This window comes from Streptomyces sp. SAI-135, assembly GCF_029893805.1.
Classification (GTDB): domain Bacteria; phylum Actinomycetota; class Actinomycetes; order Streptomycetales; family Streptomycetaceae; genus Streptomyces.
This window is the reverse complement of the sequence record NZ_JARXYP010000002.1, coordinates 419,156-439,193: the sequence shown is the minus strand read 5'-3', so window position 1 is coordinate 439,193 and position 20,038 is coordinate 419,156. Positions and strand designations below refer to the sequence as shown.

Annotated in this window: 14 protein-coding genes and 1 pseudogene; 4 read left to right on the top strand and 11 right to left on the bottom strand. The window is 68.6% G+C overall.

Annotated features, from left to right (window positions below):
* Nucleotides 1-77: 77 nt before the first annotated feature.
* Together M2163_RS06600 and M2163_RS06595 are read right to left on the bottom strand one after the other, a co-directional pair.
* Nucleotides 78-437 carry a PLAT/LH2 domain-containing protein gene (locus tag M2163_RS06600; protein ID WP_280853811.1) on the bottom strand — a complete coding sequence of 120 codons (360 nt, stop codon included), beginning with the start codon at nucleotides 435-437 and terminating at the stop codon, nucleotides 78-80.
* A gap of 15 nt (nucleotides 438-452) precedes the next feature.
* Nucleotides 453-1,148 carry a hypothetical protein gene (locus M2163_RS06595; RefSeq protein WP_280853812.1) on the bottom strand — a complete coding sequence of 232 codons (696 nt, stop codon included), beginning with the start codon at nucleotides 1,146-1,148 and terminating at the stop codon, nucleotides 453-455.
* Nucleotides 1,149-1,301: 153 nt separating this feature from the next.
* Between M2163_RS06595 and M2163_RS06590 the strand changes: the two genes are divergently transcribed.
* Nucleotides 1,302-2,108, top strand: coding sequence for a LuxR C-terminal-related transcriptional regulator (locus M2163_RS06590; RefSeq protein WP_280853813.1), 807 nt, complete (start codon nucleotides 1,302-1,304; stop codon nucleotides 2,106-2,108).
* 341 nt (nucleotides 2,109-2,449) lie between these two features.
* Nucleotides 2,450-2,635, top strand: coding sequence for a hypothetical protein (locus tag M2163_RS06585; protein ID WP_280853814.1), 186 nt, complete (start codon nucleotides 2,450-2,452; stop codon nucleotides 2,633-2,635).
* A 332-nt stretch (nucleotides 2,636-2,967) separates the two neighbouring features.
* On the opposite strand, the gene M2163_RS06580 is transcribed toward M2163_RS06585, so the two are convergent.
* Together M2163_RS06580 and M2163_RS06575 are read right to left on the bottom strand one after the other, a co-directional pair.
* Nucleotides 2,968-4,014 carry an alpha/beta hydrolase gene (locus M2163_RS06580; protein WP_280853815.1) on the bottom strand — a complete coding sequence of 349 codons (1,047 nt, stop codon included), beginning with the start codon at nucleotides 4,012-4,014 and terminating at the stop codon, nucleotides 2,968-2,970.
* Between the two features lie 218 nt (nucleotides 4,015-4,232).
* The gene (locus tag M2163_RS06575) at nucleotides 4,233-4,883 is read right to left on the bottom strand and encodes a TetR/AcrR family transcriptional regulator (protein ID WP_280854307.1); all 651 of its coding nucleotides are present in this window, start codon (nucleotides 4,881-4,883) and stop codon (nucleotides 4,233-4,235) included.
* Nucleotides 4,884-5,103: 220 nt separating this feature from the next.
* On the opposite strand from M2163_RS06575, the gene M2163_RS06570 reads away from it, so the two are divergent.
* Both M2163_RS06570 and M2163_RS06565 read left to right on the top strand, forming a co-directional pair.
* Nucleotides 5,104-6,585, top strand: coding sequence for an MFS transporter (locus M2163_RS06570; RefSeq protein ID WP_280853816.1), 1,482 nt, complete (start codon nucleotides 5,104-5,106; stop codon nucleotides 6,583-6,585).
* An 18-nt stretch (nucleotides 6,586-6,603) separates the two neighbouring features.
* A pseudogene (locus tag M2163_RS06565) lies at nucleotides 6,604-6,719 on the top strand (VOC family protein); the annotation flags it as partial.
* A gap of 47 nt (nucleotides 6,720-6,766) precedes the next feature.
* Here the strand turns inward: M2163_RS06565 and M2163_RS06560 are convergent.
* The 7 genes from M2163_RS06560 to M2163_RS06530 all read right to left on the bottom strand — a co-directional run bounded on the left by M2163_RS06560 (nucleotide 6,767) and on the right by M2163_RS06530 (nucleotide 20,000).
* Complete coding sequence (locus M2163_RS06560; protein ID WP_280897219.1) at nucleotides 6,767-8,080, bottom strand: ricin-type beta-trefoil lectin domain protein; 1,314 nt, start codon at nucleotides 8,078-8,080, stop codon at nucleotides 6,767-6,769.
* Nucleotides 8,081-8,147: 67 nt separating this feature from the next.
* Nucleotides 8,148-10,130, bottom strand: coding sequence for an alpha-L-fucosidase (locus M2163_RS06555; RefSeq protein WP_280893408.1), 1,983 nt, complete (start codon nucleotides 10,128-10,130; stop codon nucleotides 8,148-8,150).
* Nucleotides 10,131-10,195: 65 nt separating this feature from the next.
* Complete coding sequence (locus tag M2163_RS06550; RefSeq protein ID WP_280893407.1) at nucleotides 10,196-12,601, bottom strand: ricin-type beta-trefoil lectin domain protein; 2,406 nt, start codon at nucleotides 12,599-12,601, stop codon at nucleotides 10,196-10,198.
* A gap of 65 nt (nucleotides 12,602-12,666) precedes the next feature.
* Complete coding sequence (locus M2163_RS06545) at nucleotides 12,667-14,499, bottom strand: RICIN domain-containing protein (protein WP_280893406.1); 1,833 nt, start codon at nucleotides 14,497-14,499, stop codon at nucleotides 12,667-12,669.
* A 17-nt stretch (nucleotides 14,500-14,516) separates the two neighbouring features.
* Nucleotides 14,517-15,923, bottom strand: coding sequence for an arabinofuranosidase catalytic domain-containing protein (locus M2163_RS06540; protein ID WP_280897218.1), 1,407 nt, complete (start codon nucleotides 15,921-15,923; stop codon nucleotides 14,517-14,519).
* 414 nt (nucleotides 15,924-16,337) lie between these two features.
* Nucleotides 16,338-17,471: a ricin-type beta-trefoil lectin domain protein gene (locus M2163_RS06535; protein WP_280893405.1), complete on the bottom strand. Its 1,134-nt coding sequence runs from the start codon at nucleotides 17,469-17,471 to the stop codon at nucleotides 16,338-16,340.
* Between the two features lie 81 nt (nucleotides 17,472-17,552).
* On the bottom strand, nucleotides 17,553-20,000 hold the full coding sequence (locus tag M2163_RS06530) for an RICIN domain-containing protein (protein ID WP_280893404.1): 2,448 nt from the start codon (nucleotides 19,998-20,000) through the stop codon (nucleotides 17,553-17,555).
* Between the last annotated feature and the right edge of the window lie 38 nt (nucleotides 20,001-20,038).

Genomic DNA, 20,038 nt, shown 5'->3' with positions numbered 1-20,038 from the left:
CCTGTCCACGCGCCTGCATTTCATCACCGTTCACCGAATGCGCCAGGAGGCGCCGACGCACCTCCTGGCGTAATCGGTCAGGCCAGATCGAGGATCCGGTCGATCTGTTCGTCGTGTTCGTCCGTGGCGAGCCACAACGAGCAGGGGAACGACCATTCCTTGTCGGCTTCCTGATCGCGGATGACGATCCGCTCCAGGAACCAGCCGGGCCAGTGCCCCGAGTTGTCGTGGCGGATCCGGACCTTCTGCAAGTCGCCCAGGTCCCGCATCGTATGGACGAAATTCGACACGCTCGCGCGTTCGAAGTCGTCCCGCCCGCTTTCGAGCTGGATTTCCTCGCTGCTGCCGGCGCTTCCGTAGATGGTCAGAAAGACGTTCGCGTCGGTTCCCGCGCCGTCGACGTTCCCCGTGGCGACCTGAATCCGGTATTCGGGCATGTGCTCACTCCTCACTCAGGCGGCGAAGACCGCAGCCACGGCGGCCACGCTGGAGACCAGGGATGCCACCTTCTCGCCGGACTCGGCCCAGCGGCCGAGAATCTTCTCGAAGGAATCGGGCGCCCACGTCAGGAAGACGGCGTGGCGCGTGATCCGGGCGGTGTCGGCTGCCGGCATGCTTTCCCACCAGGCATCGGTCCGGTCCGAGGTGCCGATCACCGTCCCGTCCACGCCGTAGCGGTGCATGCCGGTCTGGAAGACCGGGGCGTCGTCCGCGTCACCGAAGATGACGTACGTGGCGCCGTGGTAGCCGCCGAACCAGGTGAAGGTGGCCGTGCGGGTCTGGGCGGACACCTGGCCGGTGCCGAGGTCCAGAACTCCCCAGGTACGCATCCAGTGGTTCGCTCCGAGGTGCATCAGCCCCGAGTCGAACTGCCGCGTCCCCGCGGGGGCGAGCATGCCGGCCGACGGGATGCGCTGGAGCTGGTCCTCGGAGAGCGTCAGCTGCTGCGCCGCGCTCGAGCGGAGGTCGACTCCGGCGGCGAGGACGCCGGCAGGGCTGAGGATCCGCTTGCGCCGACCGTCCTGGAGGAGATACGGCACCCCGTCCGCGGCGGAGGTGAGGATCGTTCCGTCCGCCAGGGCGCCCGGCTCCACTGCCGGATCCGCTCCGGGATGCGAACTGCGTTGTTCCGTATTGCGTTGAGGCATGGAAAACCCTCCGTGAGGTGTGTTGCGAGTGGGCGGGATGCGCGGACCGATGTGTTCATTCATCCGCGTGGAAACAGGCTGCCGTTCTGGCGCCTTCGGAGATATAGAGAGAATTACCTAGAAAGGATCAGCTCCAGGTAGGAGGCTGGTCTCATGGCCGACTTATCGCAGCGCGACTACGCACACATGCTCGACATGGCGGTCGCGGTCCTGGAAAGCCGCACCCCTGAATCAATGTGGCATCTGGTAGGCCAGGAAATGCTTGAGGTCTTCCACGCAACAACCACAATCTTCGTAGACCTGCGCTGGCGGCAGAAAGTCGGCCACTCGGAGGGCTGGGCACCGGAATGGGTGGGACGCACTCCGATTGCGGAACTCGTCGGGCGGCGCATGCGCCAGGAGCATCCGCTCTTCCGCTACACCGCGAGCGGGGAACGGCGCCCCGCCACCGTGGACGAAGTCTGCGACCGCGCGGACTGGTTGAGGTCGGACTGCTATCACGAAGCCTTCGAGATCTATGGGACCACGCGGCAGATGGCACTTCCACTGCCCGTGACCGGGGAAGTGATCCGCGGCTTCATCATGGGACGCCCGGGCAAGGACTTCACTCGGCGGGAGACCGCTCTCGCGCACCGGCTCCAGCCCCTGCTGCGCAGCGTCGACATCCACGTGCGGGAGATGCGCAGACTCCGAAGGCCCTCGGAGGGGGAAGGGGAGCCGCCCCAGCCCGAACGAATTGCCTGCGGCATGGGAATCACGCCCCGCGAGCTCACCGTGCTCAATGTGCTGGCCGAGGGGCTGACCGCCGCGGCCATCGCGCGCCGTCTGGGCATCTCGGTACGCACCGTCCACGCCCACCTGGACAGGCTCTACCGCAAACTCGGGACGCGCGATCGCCTTGCCACGGTCCTGCTGGCGAAGGACCTGGGGCTGACGTGCCACCCCGAGGACAGCGCCTGAAGACGGCTGGTCGTCGGGTGTCGCTTGCCGAGGCTGTACGTAGCGTGCGACACGGTCGGAATCCACGCAGTCGGGCAGGCGGATACGCGAGCCGAACAGCACAGGTGCCGGCGGGATCGAGAAGTCGTTGGTCATGCCGCTGTCCAGGTACTTCTGGATCGTCTCGGAGCCCTGGGCGATGCGGGCATGCGACGGCGCCTCCCGCCTCGCGAGTCTGGTCCAAAGGTCTCCGTCCGGCCCATCGCGTGTGTACGAGTGTTCAAAATGGAAGGCTGAGATCCAGAGGGGGGCCGCATCGTCAGTACAGGGCCCCATGAACCATTGCGCAGGAGGACGAGCTGGTGACCACCACGGTGCGACGCTACGGGCTGACGTGGACGGACCCCGACGGTGCGGCGCAGGCTTCGGCCAGTCTCTTCGACAAGCCGGCCGCCGTGCACAGGCGTCGGGCTTTGAAGGCTGCGGGCTGCACACACGTGAAAGTGGTGAAACTCCACGCCGGCGAGCTTCCCCAACCTGTCACGTGATCGCCCCCAAGCCGACGGCGTCTCACGCACCTTCGCCGACATCGACTCGCACGGAGCGAACCTGCGAGCTCGGTGCCTCCGACCTGATGGCGACACCGATCGAACACGCGCCCCGCGCGGGTCCTCGGGATGACACCTCCGGACCCTCGGCTCATCGACAAGACTGACCCGCCAGGCGGAGGCGGTTCCACTGTCGGGGGTCGTAGCTGCGCATCCTGGCTCCTGGGGCAGGTACTCCCATCGGATGCCGGCGTGCAGCACGAACGGGGACCACCGACCGGCAATGAGGCATGACCGGTCGGTGGTGCGTTCTCTCGGGCGTGCGAAGGGACTCACCCGTGGGCCGGAACCACCCGTGTCGTCGCGGTCACACCCGGCAGAGGCCGCTTGCCGGTCAGTATCGGCAGCCCGTCCCGGTCTCCGTAGAGCTCGTAGCGGTAGAACGCGATCGCGTAGGCGGTGAGCGCGTTCTGCTGCCGAGCCGGGGCGAGTTCCCGGTCCGGGCAGGTGCTGTCGTCCTCGCCGAACAGGGACGGCGGCGTCCATGCCGTGTTGTAGAAGTTGTGGTTTGCGTCCCGCAGTGACACCGAGTAGACCGTCGTGGTGTTGAGCCCGGCCGCGTCGTCGAGGTATTCCTGGCCCTCCTCGTGGACCGCGCCGTCACAACCGCTGGTGACCACCGTGAACGGCAGCGTGGTGATGAGGGTGTCGCTGTGGTCGCCCTGCGGGTCGTCGAACTTGACCGGCGCCAGCCCCAACACCGCGCGGATGCGCACCCCGCTCGGCCATTCGTCACGGTGCTTGTCCGACGCCTGCCACATCACGCCCTTCCCGCCGCGTGAGTGCCCGAGGGTGCCGACGCGAGCCATGTCGACATGGCCGGTGAAGTCCGGCGCGACCGAACGCCCGGACGGATCGACGAGCCGCCCTGTCAGAGGGCCGTCTCCGCCGACGGCCAACTGCCGCCACAGGCGCAGGTGCTCGTTGATGAGCCGGGCACGATCGCCGTAGTCGAAGGACGTCTGGTTGATGCCGTCGACACTGATCGACACCACGACGAAGCCGCGGGCGGCCAGCGCGGCGCCCAGGTAGTCGTAGCCGCGGTAACTCGGGAATGGGCGGGAGCCGTACGGGCAGGGCCAGGTGGCGGCGTCCTGGGCGTCACAGGCCCACCACGAGCCGTGTGCCAGGACGATCAGGGGGAGCCGGTCGGTCAGGTGCCGCGGATAGTGCACCACCGCCCGGAGTTCGCTGACCGTGCCGCTCTGAGGATCGGTGAACGCCGTGTCACCCAGGTCGTATTGAGCGACGGCGACCGAGCCGCCCCTGTCCTGTGCCGTGGCGGGAACCTGTACGCCCACGGCTGACACGGCGGCCACGAGAAGCAGCGCGACCGCGAGTCGAAGCGTAGTTCGAAGCTGTAATTCCATATCCCGCATGACGGGTTGTGCCGCCACATCCGTTGCATCGCCGTGGCCGGACAGTCCTTCCAAGCCCGTGCAGAAGGGCCCGCCCGGCGGGCCGTCCACGGCGTCGTGATCACAGGCTTGTGTTCGGTCGTGGCCATGCCGGACTGCGTCATGACCGCCGGCGCGCCTCAGCGGGTTCCGGCCTGGAGGCGCAGGCCCGCCAGGGTCAGTTCCAGTGCGGCGAGGAACTGGTCCCTGTCGTCGTGCTCGGCGAACTCGTCGACGATCTCGTGCATGAAGGGGAACTGTGCGGCATCGAGCTTCCGCCAGGACTCGGCGTAGCGGCTGAGGAACTCCACGCGGGTCATCGTGCCGTCCAGCACTTCCTGGGGCGGTTCCGCGCCCAGGTCGGCGGCTGTGCCGACCACGACGCCGACGATCGCCGACACGGCGTGGAACCGCTGCCGCGGTGTGAGGTCGAGGCGCAGGGTCTGTTGGCCGAGTTTCTCGTACAGCCTGAGTGAGTGGCCCTGGACGTCGGTGTTGCGCATGAAGTAGGCCGACAGCCACGGTCGGTCGATCATCGCGTCGAAGAGGGTGATGGCCATCTCCCGCAGGTCGGCGATCGGGTCGTCGCTCTGCGGCTGTTCCTCGACGGCGGTCAGGATGCCGCCGATGACGTGGTCGGTGGCGCGGTCGAGCAGTTCGTCCTTGCTGGAGACGTACCAGTAGATGGTTCCGACGCCCGTGCCGAGTCGGGTGGCGAGGGCGCGGAAGGTCAGGGCTGACTGGCCCGCTTCGTCGAGCAGGGCCACGGCCGCGCTGAGGACCGCCTCCATGGAGTGCGAGGCCCGTTGGCGGCCTCGGGGGGAGGTCTCGGTGGAAGTGCGCGGTCGCGGGCGTGGCATGCAGCCATCCAACCACAAGCTTGCCCTCCCATCGAACGATGTTCTACGATCGAACGGCGTTCCAGCATGGAACGATGTTCCTTTATCGAATCCCGTTCTAGCGCCGGGTGCGTCCTGCGACGACCGGCGACGTTATGAGAGGAGGCCGGCCATGGCCGCGACCACCACAGCCGAGCCCGCTTCGACCCGCACCTACTCATCCCTGCGTGCGGCCTGGATCCCGCTGACCGCACTCTGCCTGGCCTTCTTCGTCGAGATGGTGGACAACACCCTGCTGTCGATCGCGTTGCCGACCATCGGCCGCGACCTCGGTGGCGGCACCACCGCCCTGCAGTGGGTCACCGGCGCCTACTCGCTCACGTTCGGAGGCCTTCTGCTCACAGCGGGATCCCTGGCCGACCGTCTCGGACGCCGACGGGTGTTGCTGATCGGCCTCGCCGTGTTCGGCCTGCTGAGCCTGTGCGTCATCGCCGTCGACTCCGCCGGGCAGCTCATAGCACTGCGCGCCGGGCTCGGCGTGGCCGCTGCCGCCATGGCGCCCATCACCAACTCGCTCGTCTTCAGACTGTTCGACGAGCAGGCGTTGCGGATGCGCGCGATGACCCTGATGATCGTCGTCGGCATGTCCGGGTTCGTGCTCGGCCCGCTGCTCGGCGGTACGGCGCTGGCCCACGTGAGCTGGCAATGGCTCCTGCTGATCAATGCGCCGATCGCGCTGATCGCCGGCATCGGGGTGCGGCTCGGGGTCGCCGCCGACCGTCCTCAGGATTTGACGAACGACAGGCTCGACCTGCCGGGGGCCGTCCTGAGCGTCCTGGCCATCGGCCTCGCCTGTTACGCGCTGACCAGCGGCGTCGAGCACGGCTGGCTCTCCACCCTCACACTCGCCTCGATTCTCGGCGCGGTGGCCGCCGGTGTCGGGTTCGTCGCCCACGAGCGCCGCAGCTCAGCACCCATGCTGGACCTCGCCCTCTTCTCCGGCGGAACCGTCCGCGGCGCGGCCATCGCCCAGATCGGGACGTCCATCGCCATGGCCGGCGTGATGTTCGGGCTGATCCTCCACTTCCAGTACGCCTACGGATGGAGCCCGGTGCGGGCCGGCCTGGCGAACCTGCCGATCATCGTGACCATGATCGTCGCGACCCCCCTGTCGGAAGGGCTCGCCAAGAAGTTCGGCCATCGCGTCGCCTGTCTGGTCGGCGCGGCCTGCCTGGCCGGCGCGCTCGCCGGGCTCGCCTGGGGCGTCGACCACGGGTACGCCGCCATCGCCGCCTCCATGGTGGTGATGACCATCGGGCTGCGCACCGTCATGACGATCTGCGCGATCGCCCTGGTCGAGGCGATGCCGGAGAACCGCACCTCGATCGGCGCGGCGCTCAACGACACCGCTCAGGAGGTCGGCACGAGCGTCGGCACCGCGGTGACCGGAACCCTGATCGCGGCACTGGTCACCACCCGGCTGCCCGCCGGCACCTGGAGCAGCGACCTCGTGCGGTCGTTCTTCCATGGCGAGCGGATCATCTACGGCGTACTCGCGGTCGTCGTCGGTCTGATCGCGGCGGGCGGCGCACTCACCCTGACCGACTCCCACGCGGTCGAGGAGTCGCCTGAAACACTGACCGAAGCCGCCTGAGCCCAGGACCTGGCCAGTCCCGGTGGCCCGCGCGGCCCGAAGACAGCCTGGCTCACCGGCGCGGACGGCTACCGGAGCGAGCTGGTGGAGTGGCCCCTGAGCACCTCGACAGCATCACCGCCGCGGACTTCTCCCGAGCGGTCCTGTCGAGTGCAGCCAGGAGCCACTCCACCCGCACGTCTCAGTTCTCCAGGCGCCAGTGCTGGTTCGCGCCGCCCGAGCAGCTCCACAGCTGGAGCTTGGTCCCGTTGCCGGTGCCCTGGCCCGCGGCGTCCAGGCAGAGCCCCGACTGCGCCGCCGTGATCGTGCCGTCGGTATTGACGTTCCACTGCTGGTCGGCCTGGCCGTTGCAGTCCCAGATCGCCGCCGCGGTCCCGTTGCCCGCCGCTTGGCCGACCCCCAGGCACTTGTTGCCGTAGACGACCAGCTGCTTGGCGGCGGTTTGGGTCCACCGCTGGTTGGAGCCGCCGTTGCAGTCCCACAGCTGGGCCTGTGTGCCGTTGGCGGTGGCGGAGTTGTTGATGTCGACGCAGCGTCCCGACTGCTGTCCGACGATCTTCTGGCTTCCGGAGGGCTGCGGGGGCTGGTTCGAGCCGAACTGGGAGAAGAACTGCCACACCGCTCCCGAGGTCCAGGTGCGCCAGCCGCCCCCGGTGGAACCGTCGATGGGGCCGGGGTCATGGCCCGCTCCGTCGAACGCGGCCCAGACGACGGGGTAGCCGGCCCTGCAGCCGGAGTAGGTGGTGATGATGTGCGTCAGGCTTCCGTTGGCCGGCTCGGGCGGGTTCTGCGCGGTGCAGCCGTTCGCCCGGACGAAGGTGTCGCGCAGTTGCCGTCCCGAGGCGATGGGCAGCACGTTGTCCCGGAGGCCGTGCAGCCCCATGTAGGCGATGGGCTGGCCGCCGCCGTTGCATCCGCTGAGGTTCGCGCCGGAGTAGACCGCGACCGCACGGAAGACCGTCGCCCGGGAGCAGGCGAGGGCGTACGACATCGCGCCGCCGTAGCTGAAGCCGGCCGCGAACAGCTGGGTGGTGTCGACGCACAGACCTGCTTCGATCTGGTTGACCATGGCGTCGACGAAGGCCACGTCCTGGCCGCCGGGGTTGGCCCAGCCGTTGCCGTTGCCCTGGGGGGCTACGAAGATCGTGCTGTTGTTCGCGTTGTCCGCAAGGCGCCTGAGGCCGTAGTAGGACCAGTTGTACCCGTCCGTGCCGCCCGAGTCGACGTCGTTCGCGGTGCCGCCCCGCCAGTGGAAGCCGAAGACCAGCCGGTAGGGGCGGTTGCTGTCGTAGCCGGCCGGGACCCGCAGGAGGTAACTGCGGTTCTGGCCGCCGCTCTGGATCGTGTGGTTGCCGCTGGTCAGCGTCGGGGCCTTGCCGCAGCCGGGACTGGCCGCGGCGGCGGACTTCGTGGCCGGCGCGGGTGCGCCCAGGGCGTCGCCGAACGAGGTGCCCGCGGTCGTCAGGATGAGGAGCAGTGCGGCCGCGATGGACATCAGGAGCGGTTTGCGTTCCATGCTCTCCTTCTTCCGTGCTCCGGTGGGGGACAGGGCGTGCCGGTGTTCAGACGGCGGTGACCGTCCACGCGTTGTTGGTGCTGGAGTTCGGCGTCCACAGCACCGTGCTGGAGCCGGCCGTGGTGCTGCCGCTGCCGTCGAGGGCGGTGCCGGTGCCGCGATTGACGATCTGGTAGCGGTTGTTGCCGAGGCTGGTCAGCGACCACTGCTGGTTGTTGCCGCCGTTCCAGGGCTGCTGGCGGGCGGGAGCGCCGTTGGCGGCGTTGCCGTAACTGTCGGCGGCCATGCCGTTGGTGCGGTTCACGATGCGGTGGTAGCCGTTGCCGAGGTCGATGAGCTGCCACTGGAGGTTGGTGCTGCCGTCGTAGTTCCACTGCTTGAGGTTGGAACCGGCGGCGACGTCGCCTCCGCTGTCGAGCACCAGCCCGCTGGTCACGTTGGCGATCCTGACCCAGGTGGTGGAGCCGCCGGGCGCGCCCAGGACGGGTATCTCACCGGAGAAGGTGAGCTTGACGGTGTAGGCGAGCGCAGCGAAGGGCGGGCCGGCCGAGGGCATGGTCAGGTGCAGGCCGGACGCGTCCTGGGTCGGTGCGGGCAGGTCGATGTAGGTGCCGGCGGTGTTGCCGAGCAGTTGGGCGCGCGTCAGGCTGCTGAGGTTGATCCGGTTGGAGTTCAGGGTCGTGATGGTCATGGTGCCGCCCTGCCAGCCCAGCGCGGTGGCGTACAGGACCTTGTTGTCCCGGCTGCGGGTGAACCGCACGTCCTGCGGTTTGCCGGCCACCGGTCCGCTGAACGAGCCTCCGCCCATCTTGGTGGGGCCCTCGCCGTAGCTGGACCAGGAGCGGGTGGCGTAGATCCCCTCTCCGAAGCGGCCGAGCCAGTCGCCCATGGCCAGCAGGATGGACTGCTGCCCGGAGGGAATGGTGCCGTCCGCCATCGGCGCGATGTTCAGCAGCATGTTGCCGCCCTTGCTGACCCGGTCGATCAGCGAGTGGAGCATGGCCTGCGTGGAGTAGTAGCCGATGCCGACCGTGTAGCACCAGCTGGAGGAGGAGATGCTGTCGTCGGTCAGCCAGTAGGGGGTGAGCAGGTCCGCCGGGCCTCCGCGCTCGAAGTCGAAGACCTCACCCTTGTTGTTGAGACCGTCCTTGTAGGTCGCGACCACGTCCTTGTTCCACGCGACGGCCTGGTTGTAGTAGTGCGCGAGGAACTGCAGCCGGTAGGACTCCTGCACCTGGTTCAGGGCGAAGTCCTGCCAGACCAGGTCGGGTTGGTAGCCGTCGATCACCTCGACCAGCTTGTCGTACCAGAGCTTGTTCTCCGCGGCTGAGCCCTGCTGTCCGTAGAGGATGCGCAGGCTGGGGTCCGACTGGCTGGGCACGTGGTCGTAGAAGCCGTTGAAGTGGTAGGCGTGGTGCAGGGAGGCCATGAACTTCAGCCCCTGCCCGCGGATGGCCTGCGCGTGCACCCCCACCAGGTCGAGCCGGGGACCGCGCTGGACCGAGTTCCACGGACTGACGCGGCTGTTCCACATGGAGAAGCCGTCGTGGTGCTCGGCCACCGGGCCGGCGAACCGCGCACCGGCCGCCTTGAACAGCCGCGCCCAGGCGTCGGGATCCCATCTGCCGCCCTGGGAGACGAGCTTGGGGGCGAACTGCACGTACGTGCCGGCCTTGTCGCGGGCGCCGTCGATGAAGTTGTGGTACGGCCACGCCGAGGGGTCGCCGTAGGTGGCCTTGTGGTGGTTGTTCTCGGCCGAGCCGCCGATGTACATGTTGCGCGGGTACCACTCGTTGCCGAACGCGGGAACGCTGAAGGCGCCCCAGTGGTAGTAGATGCCGAACTTGGCGTCCTGGAACCAGGCCGGGGCCGGGGGATGCTGGTCCACGGACGACCAGCTGGGGGTGTAGCTGGTGGGGCCGTCGGTCGCGGCGGCCTCGGGGGCGAACCGCAGCAGGCCGAAGGCCGTCGCCGCGCCGGCCGCCGCCAGCAGTCGGCGCCGGCTCAACGGCAGGGGGGAGGAGGACATGTGGGGGCCTCTCGGGTGAGGGGACGGGGGTGCGGGCTTCGGTGCGTGGGGGCCGGTCGTCTCGTTCAGTCGCGCGACCACTTCTGGTTGCTGCCGCCGGTGCAGGTCCACAGCTGCAGCGGGGTGCCGTTGGCGGTGCCCGCGCCGGTGGCGTCCAGGCACAGGCCGGACTGGTCACCGGTGATGGTGCCGTCGGCGTGGATCGTCCACTTCTGGTTGGCGCCTCCGGTGCAGTTCCAGATGTCGACCTTGGTGCCGGGGCTCGTGCCCTGGCCCGCGGCGTCCAGGCAGGAGCTGCCGTACACGCGCAGCTCACCTGACGAGGTGTTCGTCCACTGCTGGTTGCTGCCACCGTTGCAGTCCCACAGCGCCACCTGGGTGCCGGCCGTCTGCGACTGGTTCGGTACGTCCACGCAGCGGCCGGAACCGGTCCCGACGATCGCGCCGGTCGTGCCGCCGTTTCCGCCGCTGCCGGGGGTGACGGACAGGTTGTCGAACTGAGCCGTCTCTCCCTGGCTGGTCCCGTAGCCGATCTGTCCGCTCGCCCACGTGCCGTCGTTCACGGAACCGACCGTGGCACCGTCGATGACCGCGGTGATCGTGGTGCCGGAAAAGGTGAGACCGAGGGTGTGCCACCGGTTGGTGCCCAGTGCCGCGGTTGTGCCGCGGGCCAGGGTGGAGACGGTGCCGTTGGTGTTCGAGTTCAGGATCGACCAGGCCCCGGTGTCGCTCACCCGCAGGCGGTAGGCGTTCTGGCCGCCGGTTCGGTCGTAGTCGTGCCCGCCGGCACGGCCTATCAGCTCGACGTATCCGGGCTGTTCGAGCAGCACGTCGGAGGCAACGGTGTAGTTGCCCCAGCCCACGTCCCCGAGCAGGGCGTGCGGATCGGTGAGCGCGTCCCAGGTGATCGGCTTCTGCGGGCTCATCTGGCGCACGCAGGTGCCGGCGCGGCCGCCTCCGCAGCCCGCCGCTTCGAAAGCGCCCTGCCAGTCCATCAGGTACTTCGCCTCGGTGCCGGTGGCGTAGCCGTCGAAGGAGTCGCTGTACGGCAGCTTCAACGGGGCCTTGGCGGGGCCGGTGGCGGTGCCCTTGCCCTGCCCGGTCGTGGTGGTCAGGGTGTACAGGTGCCCGGGCTGCACGGTCAGGCTGTAGGCACCGCCGGACGGGGTGATGTCGGTGGCGTGCACGAAGTGGTCGGCCGGGTTCGCGGACCTGAGGTCGGTGGACCAGACGTGCACGGTGCCGGTGGACAGGCCCCCGGTGACGTTGAGGTTCAGCGTCTGGGCGCTGCCGGCGTCGATGGTCTCGATCACCGTGGACCAGTCGGAGTTGTTGGTGGACTTGAGCGATACGTAGCTGCCGTTGTTCCGGTTGCCGCCGAGGTAGCCGCTGGAGGAGTCGAGGTAGTGCCAGCCCGGGGCGGTGAACTGGCTGGTGTGGGCCATCACCCAGGTGTTCTTGCCGACCGAGTAGGAGCCGGACCACGGCTGTGCGGCCAGGGTGAGGCCCATTGTGGGGTACGGCAGATTGGGGGTCAGGGCGGCGACCACGGGCCAGTTGAGATAGGCGGTCATCCGTCCGTCGATGTATCCGCGGTTGATGCCGCGGGCCATGGCCTGCGCTCCGCCGTTGTAGTCGTCCGAGCCGTTCTCGCTCGCCCACAGCGGTTTGCCGGACGAAAGGGCGGCCGCCGGTACCGAGCAGCTGGTCTGGGCGGAGCGGTAGCCGCACGGGTAGTGCGTGCCGATGGCGCTCACCGCGGAGGCGAACGCCTGGTTGGAGTTGATGTCGTTCGCCACGGCCCAGTCCGAGTCGGCCGCGACGAGCTTGACGCTGCCGTAGCCGTTGCTGTCGAGGGCGGTGCGCAGCTGCTGGTACCAGGAGACGTTGTAGCCCCGCTCGTTCCATCCGCCGAGGTAGTCGATGCTCAGTCCGTGCCGCTTGGCACAACCGAGCCACGACACCAGGTAGTTGACCATGTCGGTGGACCAGAAGTTGCCGTTGCCGATCCAGCCGGGCGCTCCCCAGGCGAGCCCGTACAGCTTGAGGGCGGGGTTGCGGGCCTTGGCCTGCTCCATCAGCCACCACTCGTAGCCACGGTCGCAGTTCAGGTCGGAGCGGGTGTGCTGGTGGCTCGGCTCGGCGCCCGAGGTGGAGTTGGTGTCGCCGCCGATCTCCGCTTTGAGGATCTGCAGGGAGGCGCCGTAGCCGGGCCGGAACAGGTAGTCGAGGACCTGGCCGCGCTGGGGCTCGGGATAGTCGATCAGGAGTCTGCTGTTGCCGCCTCCGCCGCTGATCGCGCCGACGCCGTCGAAGGTCCGCCCGCCGGACGCGCCGTTGACGGTGAGGGAGGTGGCGGCCTGGGCGGGTGCGGCGGCCGTCCCCACGATGCCGCCGGAGGTCAGGAGGAGGCCCGCGAGTACGGCCGTCGGGACCCGCAGGCGCCGTAACAGCCGTGCGAATGCTGACACGGTGGGTTCCTTTCACAGGTGGGGGTGTCCACGGCCGGTGCGGTCGGCGGACGGTGCAGGACGTTTCAGCGGACGAAGAAGTCCTGGTTGGTGCCCGGTGCGTTCTTGCACTGCCACTGGTCGAGTTGTTGGCCCGGGTTGCTGCCGCCGCCGTAGACGTCCAGGCACAGACCGCTGTTGCGGTTCTGGAAGGCGTAGGAGCCGTCGGACTGGCGCACGGGCAGCCAGAGGGCGTTGTCCGTGGTGCCGGGGGGCTGTTGCACGATGTTCGGGGTGCCTGCCGTGGTGGAACCGCCGGCGACCGCCACGTCCTGGCCGGAGTGCTGTGCGCGCAGTTGGCCGTAGCCGCCCGAGACCGGCGCGAACTGGAACTGCTGGTTGCTCTGCCCGTTGCAGGTCCACTGGTCGATCGCGGCGCCAGCGCTGCCCGAGTTGCCGTACACGTCCAGGCACAAGTCGTCGTGGGCGACGACGAGTTGGTGGTAGCCGGCCGGGAAGCTCTCGCCGCCGGAGGAGGCCGGTGTGAGGTAGACGGCGAACGCGTCGTGCGCGCCCTGGAACGTCAACGGCACGGTGATGGAGCCGCCCGAGGCGTTCAGGTTCTGGTCGTGGACGGTCTGCGGCGCACTGAGCGGTGCCTGGTCCGGGATGCGGTGCACGGTGACGTGCACACTGCCGCCGTTCGTCAGCCAGGGCACGGACGACAGTCCGTTGAAGGTCACGGACGTGGTGCCGGAGGTGCCGTTCGAGTCGCCGATGATCGCCACCGCGCGCTTGTTGGCGGGGTCCTCGGAGGCCGAGATCGCCGTGGAGCCGACCTGGCCTGAGGTGTCGACGAGGGTGCCGGTCATGTCGGCGTAGTCCCGCAGCGCCCACCAGTTGCCGGTCGGCTGCCAGGTGCCCCCGCTCTGGGTGAGGACGCCGGTCAGGTTGGGGGTCACGCAGCACACCCAGTTGCCGCGCATCGCGTTGGTGTACCCGGACTGTGCGAACCGGGCCAGGTACCAGGCCGTCACCCCGGCGGTCTGCCGGTCGGCCGGCTGGTACTCGTTGGAGGACAGCGGCAGCGGACCGATGCCCGCTGTGGTCAGGGCACTGTTGAGGGCCCGTGCGACGGTGACCGGGTCGTCGACGTCCCCCTCGTTGTGGTTGGCGATCATGTCCGGTACGGTCCCGGCCGCCTTCACGTGCGCGAGCCAGGTCCGCCATTGACCGGGGTTGCGTTCCGGGGTGAACGCGAAGGACGGGCCGACGATCTGCGCGCCGGGGGCGATGCGACGTATCTCGCGGTAGGCGGTGTCCCACATCTGGAAGTACTGGGCGCTGTTCACGCCACGGGTCCAGAAGGCGGAGATGTCGGGCTCGTTCCAGATGTCGTAGGAGAACGTGAGCCCTGAAGCCTGCAGTGCCCCCACCGTGGAGTCGATGAAGCCGATCCAGTTGGAGCAGTCGCCGTTGTCGCACGGGTACCTGGTGTTCGACGGCTGGCCGCCGTTGGCGCCGTAGATGTCGCTGACCAGTACCTGGTACTGCGCGTGGTACGGCGGCTGGGTGAGGCGTTTCGCCTGTGCGACGATCGAGTCGATGTCGGCCCGAGTCGCCGATCCGTACTGGTAGTTGTCCCTGATCCAGCCGCCGGAGAACCAGCCGCCGCCGCGGAACGCGTTGATCCCCAGTGGCTTGATGAACTGGTCCGCCGGCTGGCTGCCGTCCTGCGTGAAACCGTAGAGGAATCCCTCACCCACGCCGGTCGACGGGCCCCGCGTCGACGCCAGGTCCACGCTCAGCGCCTCGCCCGAGACGGCTCGGCTCTCAGCTGTCGCCGACAGTTGCAGCACGAACGCCAAGACGATGCCGACGGCCAGTACCCAAAGTCCGGGTCTCGCTCTCGTCCTCATTCGCTCCTCCTGCGCGCTCAGCGGTATCCGGCCGCGGTGATGTTGGCCTGCACCGCGTTGTCGGTCGCGTCGGAGGGATAGCCGGCGACGATGGCCCCCTCGTAGAAGGTGCCGGCGCTCAGGTTGGCGCCGCCGCCGGGCTTGCAGCAGTCGCCGCCGCTGCCGAGGACGATGGCGCCCTGCTTCTTCATGGGGCTGTATCCGGCGGGGAGTGCGCCGTCCCACAGGGTGGTCAGGCTGCCGGACTGGGCGTTGCCGCCCTTGAGGGCGAACCTCGACGTCCCGTTGTTCTTCAGCATCGCGGTGACGAACTTGCTGGTGAAGGCCCGCTGGTTGCCGTTCCAGGACTGGCTGCCGCCGGAGTACAGGCCCCATTCGAGGTCGGCCTGGACCCAGGGTCCGCTTCCCGAGCAGCCGCCGAACCAGCACTGGGTGCCGAAGTTGATGGCGTCCATCGCCCCGGCGGCGTCGGCCTTCCGGGTCGTCTCGCTGTTGCCGTAGTCGAAGCAGCAGCCGTTGTTGACGTGGGTGCCGCTGGTCACCATGTACGCCCCTTCGGGCGCGCTGCCGGTCGGCACGCCCGTCAGATGGCCGTCCCGCCAGTAGCTGTTCCCGGGATTGATGTACAGCGAGTACGCCTTGGTGCCCCCGGCGGTCAGCGACTCCGAGGTGGCCTTCGCGGGACTGCTCTGACTCGATCCCGGGACCTGGGCCGACCCCTGGTACCACAGGTCGTTGCCGCGTCCGGACTGGTCGTAGACGACCGTGATCACACAGGAGGTGCCCCCGCAGAACGAGTCCTGCGCCGCCGCGTCGGCGAAACCGCCGGCCGCCCGGACGCCGATGTTCCTGGTCGCGTTGTCCGAGGCGCGCCTGACCTGGTAAAGGCTGCCGCCGTACGACCCGTAGAGCGCCCGCACGGTGCTGTGCGCGGCCACGCACGGAGTGCCGCCCGCGGAGTAGAGGTCGCACGGGCCCGACCCGCCGGGGGCGGGCGGAGGGGTCGACGTGGTCCACTTCTGGTTGCTCTGGCCGTTGCAGGTCCACAGGATGACCGCGGTGCCGTTGGCCGTGCCCGCCCCGTTGACGTCCAGGCACAGGCCGGACTGGACACCGGTGACGGACCCGTCGGCGTTCTGTCGCCACGCCTGGTTCGCCTGCCCGTTGCACGACCAGATGATCACCGGGGTTCCCGGCGCGGTCCGGTTGTCGTAGGCGTCCACGCATCGGGTGCCGCTCATCGTCCTCAGCTCGCCCGCCGAGGTGAACTCGAACGCCTGGTTCGGCTGGTTGTCACAGTCCTGGATGTCGAGGGCCGTTCCCGGAGTGTCGACGTTGCCCCTGACGTCCAGGCACCGCCCGGACGCCGAACTCACCAAGGGGGACGGCGTCGACGCGAGGGCGGGGGCCGGTGCCGACAGCATGGCCAGCAGCGCCGTCACGGCCACGGCGGCGAACGCCGGTAAGCGTGGTGTGCGGGCCGTGCGACTCCGGCGGGAAAAGGGTGAGGGCCGCATTCTGTTCCTCGCGTGTGTGGGGGAAGGTGACGAGGGCTGTGCCTGGCCGAACGGGATGGTGACGAGGGCGATGGTGAGCACCCACAGGAACCACTCAGACATCCCATGTCCAAGTGATTCCACAGCTGTCTGATGGAGTCAATACGCTCCGCACTCCGAATCGAATTCGGATCCATCCCATGTATCGCCCCTGGTCGGGCCGTTGTGAGGGCATGCCGAAGCCCGCGTCCGGCGACGGCCGCCGTACCGGACGCGGGTCGTCGTTGCGTCAGGACAAGAGGGGAACAGCCTCCTTGTGCGGGGCGGAGTGGCGTGACGAGGTCAGGACACGGGCAGCGCGGTCCACTGCTGGTGGGCTCCGCCGTTGCAGTCCCACAGGACCAGTTGCGTACCGTCGGTGGTGGACGCGTTGGGGTCGTCGAGGCAACGGCCGGAGACCGGGTTGCGGTAGCCGCCGTTGTACGTCTGCCATTGCTGGTTGGTGCCGCCGTTGCAGTCCCAGATCTCGATCTTGGTGCCGTTGGCGGTACCGCGGCCGGTGACGTCGAGGCACTTCCCGAGGGCCCGCAGGGTGCCGTCGGAGCGCGCTGACCATGTCTGCGCGGCCGAGCCGTCACAGGTTCGGATCTCCGCGGGGGTCCCGTTGGCGCTGTTGCCGCCGGTGACCCCCAGGCACTTCCCCGCGATCCCGGAACGCACCTGCCCGACCGCGGAATCCGGCGGCTTGATCCAGCCTGCCGCGTCCGCGGCCTGGATGCCCGCGTTGAAGGCGTCCGCCATCTTGCCGAAGCCGCTGTCGTTGGGGTGCAGGGCGTCGGAGAGGTCCGCGGTGGTCAGGGCGCTCATGTCCACCAGGCGTACGCGCTTGCCGGCAGCCTGCTGGGCCTGGACGATTCCGGGCAACTTGGCGTTGAACGCGGGCCGGTTGGCCTCCTCGGTGGCGCTGGTGGAGATGATCACGGTGCCGACGAGCACGGTTGCGTCGGGTGCGGCCCTGGTGATCTGGTCGATGAGCGCGCGGAGCCGGTCGGCCGCGGTCGGGATCTGGTAGTTGCCGTTCAGGTCGTTGGTTCCGATCTCCAGGGTCACCACGTTCGGCCGGTAGCGCGCCAGCACGGAGTCCGCGATGCCCGCGATCTGGTCGATCCGCCAGCCGGAGTGGCCTTCGTTGTCCGGGTCGGACATGGTGCCGTTGCGTCCCGAGCCGACGAAGTCCAGGGTGTGTCCCTCGGCCGTCAGCTTGTTCGCCAGAAAGCTCCGGTAGCTGTTCCCGGACGGGCTGCCGACGCCCCAGGTGATCGAGTTGCCCAACGGCATCAGCCGCAGGGGCGTGGGCGCTGCGGCCCGCGTGACGGAGGCCGGCGCCTCGGTGGCGGTGGCCGTGGCAGGCCACGCTGCGCCCATTCCGAGGGTGGCCGCGAGCGCTGCGGCCAAGGGTGCCCAGTACTTCTTCATCAGCGTTCCTCACTGGGTGCGGGACAGTGGGTGGGGTGAACGAACTGCTCTTCTGTGCAGGGGTTTTGGGGCGCGAGCAGATCAGCGGGGAGTGAAGTCCTGGTTGGTGCCGGGTGCGTTCTTGCACGGCCACTGGTCCAGTTGCTGGCCCAGGTTGCTGCCGCCGCTGTAGACGTCCAGGCACAGACCGCTGTTCTGGTTCTTGAAGGAATACGAGCCGTCGGACTGCAGAACCGGCAGCCACAGAGCGCCAGCCGCTCCGCTCGCGGCCTGCTGCACGATGTTGGGCGTGCCGGCGGTCGTGGAGCCGCCCGACACCGCCACGACCTGTCCGGAGTGCTGTGCGCGCAGTTGGCCGTAGCCGCCCGAGACCGGCACGAACCCGAACTGCTGGTTGCCCTGCCCGTTGCAGGTCCACTGGTCGATCGCGGCGCCGGCGCTGGTGGAGTTGCCGTACACGTCCAGGCACAGGTTGTTGCTTGCGATCACCAACTGGTGGTAGCCCGTGGGGAAGCCGCCGCCGCCCGAGGACTGGACGCCCGCCTGCTGGATGACGTCTCTGGCACCCTGAGGCCAGTTGGTGCCGCTGACCAGGACGTTGCCGGTGAGGACGTTGTTGTGCGGGGGGCCGGTGGCCACGTACGTGTTGCCGCCGTTGTACCAGTTGCCGGAGAACGTGCTGTCGTCGGTGTGGTTGTTCGCGTTGGCGTTGGTGAGCGCCCAGTTGCCCGCGTCCTGCACCACGTTGGCCGACACCTTCAGGTACCGGGAGCCCTCGTCGAGGTACAGCGCGGTGGTGCGGTTGTTGTCGTACATGTAGTTGTCGGAGATCACCGACCCGGGGGCCGCGGACAGGCTGTAGATGCTGCCGCCGTCGAACATCGCGTTCTTGGTGTCGAAGACCAGGTTGTGGGAGACGGTGTTGTTCTTCAGCGTGGTGGGAGTGCTGTAGATCGGCTGGTAGTTGTACGTGCCCCGGTTGACGTAGTCCTGGCTGCCGCCCGGGTCGTTCATCCCCCAGCCCCAGCCGATGTCGATCCCGTCGTAGGGCAGGTGGTCGCACTGGTTGTGGGTGATCGTCGCGTTGGTGACGTAGGTGGACAGGATTCCCGCGGTCTCCTTGTAGTCGGTGCCGACCCCGCTGACCTTGTTGTTGCTGATGGTGATGTTCTGGTTGGTCATCTGCGGGTTGGCGGGGTGGTGCGCGTCCGGCTGGATCCCGCCGACCTGGATGCCGCTGCCGGCGATGTCGGTGAACGTGTTGCCGGTGATGGTGACACCGTTCGCGCCGAGTCCGGTGCCGGAGGCCGTGGCGACGCCGTCGTTGCCCACGCCGAGTCCGGCCTGCCCGAGTTCGGAGAACGTGTTGCCCGAGAAGGTGATGCCGGTGGCGGCGGAGACCTGGACGGCCGCGGGCATCTGCACCCAGTGGTTCCGGGTGGCCTCGAACTGCGTGCAGCCCGACTTGCAGGTGCTCAGCCAGTTGGCCGGCATCGCGTAGGCGCCGGTGATGTGCGCGCCGCTCTGCTGGTCCGCGTACCCGTCGGGTCCGCTCGGGCCTAGCCAGGAGGTCCCGGTGAACCGTATGCCGACGAATCCCAGGCCGGTCGCGGGTGAGCCGTAGCTGCCGCTGATGCCCAACAGGTGCTGAAGTCGGGGCAGTTCGACGTCGAGGCTGTTCGGGTTCTGCCCCGGCTGGGCCCGGTAGTACAGGTCACCGGTGGGCGAGTCGAGGTACCACTGCCCGGCCTGCTTGAGGAACGCGTAGTTGTTCTCCAGGTACATGGTCCCGCCGGCGAACGGCGCGTTGATGGTGTCGTAGCCCCACGAGTTGTTGTTCCACGCGGGCTGCTGCATGGTGATGGTCCTGCCGCTGATCGACCGGACCGGCGCGTAGCGGTCGGTGAAGGAGTTGACGCTCTCGACTTCCATGTGGCTCTGGTCCGTGAGGCCGGCCAGGTAGTCGAGGGAAGAGTCGTTGACCGTCAGTCCGGTCTGCGTGAAGGTGAACCCGGAACGGGGCACCTGGATCGCCGCTCGGGGTGCCTGCTTGCCGTTCACGTACAACTGGCGTGTGTTCACGCCGCTGCCGACGTGGGCCGACCAGATGTTGCTGCTCTGATCATGCACCTGCCAACCTGATATCTGTTGGGCACCGCTCACGACCGGTTGCTGCCCGGACATGGCCTGGTAGGTGATCGTGTGGCCGTTCTGGCCGCCGTCGCCGGAGCCGAAGGTCAGGGGCTTGGACTGCCGGTAGGTGCCACCGGCCAGGTGGACCACGACGTCCGCATCGGCCGAGAGCCGGTGCGCGGGCTGCCGTGCCTGGTCGATCGTCGCGAACGGCTGCCCGGCGGTGCCGTTCCCGCCGGGAGCCGCATCCGGGGCCACGTACAGGTCGGCGGCCGCTGCCTGGCGCTCGGCCGGCGCGGCGAACGCGGCCCCGGCCGAGGGCAGGCCTCCGGCCAGTAAGGCGAACAGAGCCATGGGGGCGGCCCAGAGGCCGCGGAGTGCTCTGGTTCCGGACATCGTCATCCTCCTGTGGGGGCGGTGGCGCCTGGTGTGGG

Coding starts and splice junctions, on each gene's coding strand:
- M2163_RS06530 (WP_280893404.1), bottom strand. CDS start 20,000: ATGTCCGGAACCAGAGCACTCCGCGGCCTCTGGGCCGCCCCCATGGCT.
- M2163_RS06575 (WP_280854307.1), bottom strand. CDS start 4,883: ATGGAGGCGGTCCTCAGCGCGGCCGTGGCCCTGCTCGACGAAGCGGGC.
- M2163_RS06535 (WP_280893405.1), bottom strand. CDS start 17,471: ATGAAGAAGTACTGGGCACCCTTGGCCGCAGCGCTCGCGGCCACCCTC.
- M2163_RS06545 (WP_280893406.1), bottom strand. CDS start 14,499: ATGAGGACGAGAGCGAGACCCGGACTTTGGGTACTGGCCGTCGGCATC.
- M2163_RS06600 (WP_280853811.1), bottom strand. CDS start 437: ATGCCCGAATACCGGATTCAGGTCGCCACGGGGAACGTCGACGGCGCG.
- M2163_RS06555 (WP_280893408.1), bottom strand. CDS start 10,130: ATGTCCTCCTCCCCCCTGCCGTTGAGCCGGCGCCGACTGCTGGCGGCG.
- M2163_RS06590 (WP_280853813.1), top strand. CDS start 1,302: ATGGCCGACTTATCGCAGCGCGACTACGCACACATGCTCGACATGGCG.
- M2163_RS06540 (WP_280897218.1), bottom strand. CDS start 15,923: ATGCTGTCGGCACCGGCCCCCGCCCTCGCGTCGACGCCGTCCCCCTTG.
- M2163_RS06595 (WP_280853812.1), bottom strand. CDS start 1,148: ATGCCTCAACGCAATACGGAACAACGCAGTTCGCATCCCGGAGCGGAT.
- M2163_RS06570 (WP_280853816.1), top strand. CDS start 5,104: ATGGCCGCGACCACCACAGCCGAGCCCGCTTCGACCCGCACCTACTCA.
- M2163_RS06560 (WP_280897219.1), bottom strand. CDS start 8,080: ATGTCCATCGCGGCCGCACTGCTCCTCATCCTGACGACCGCGGGCACC.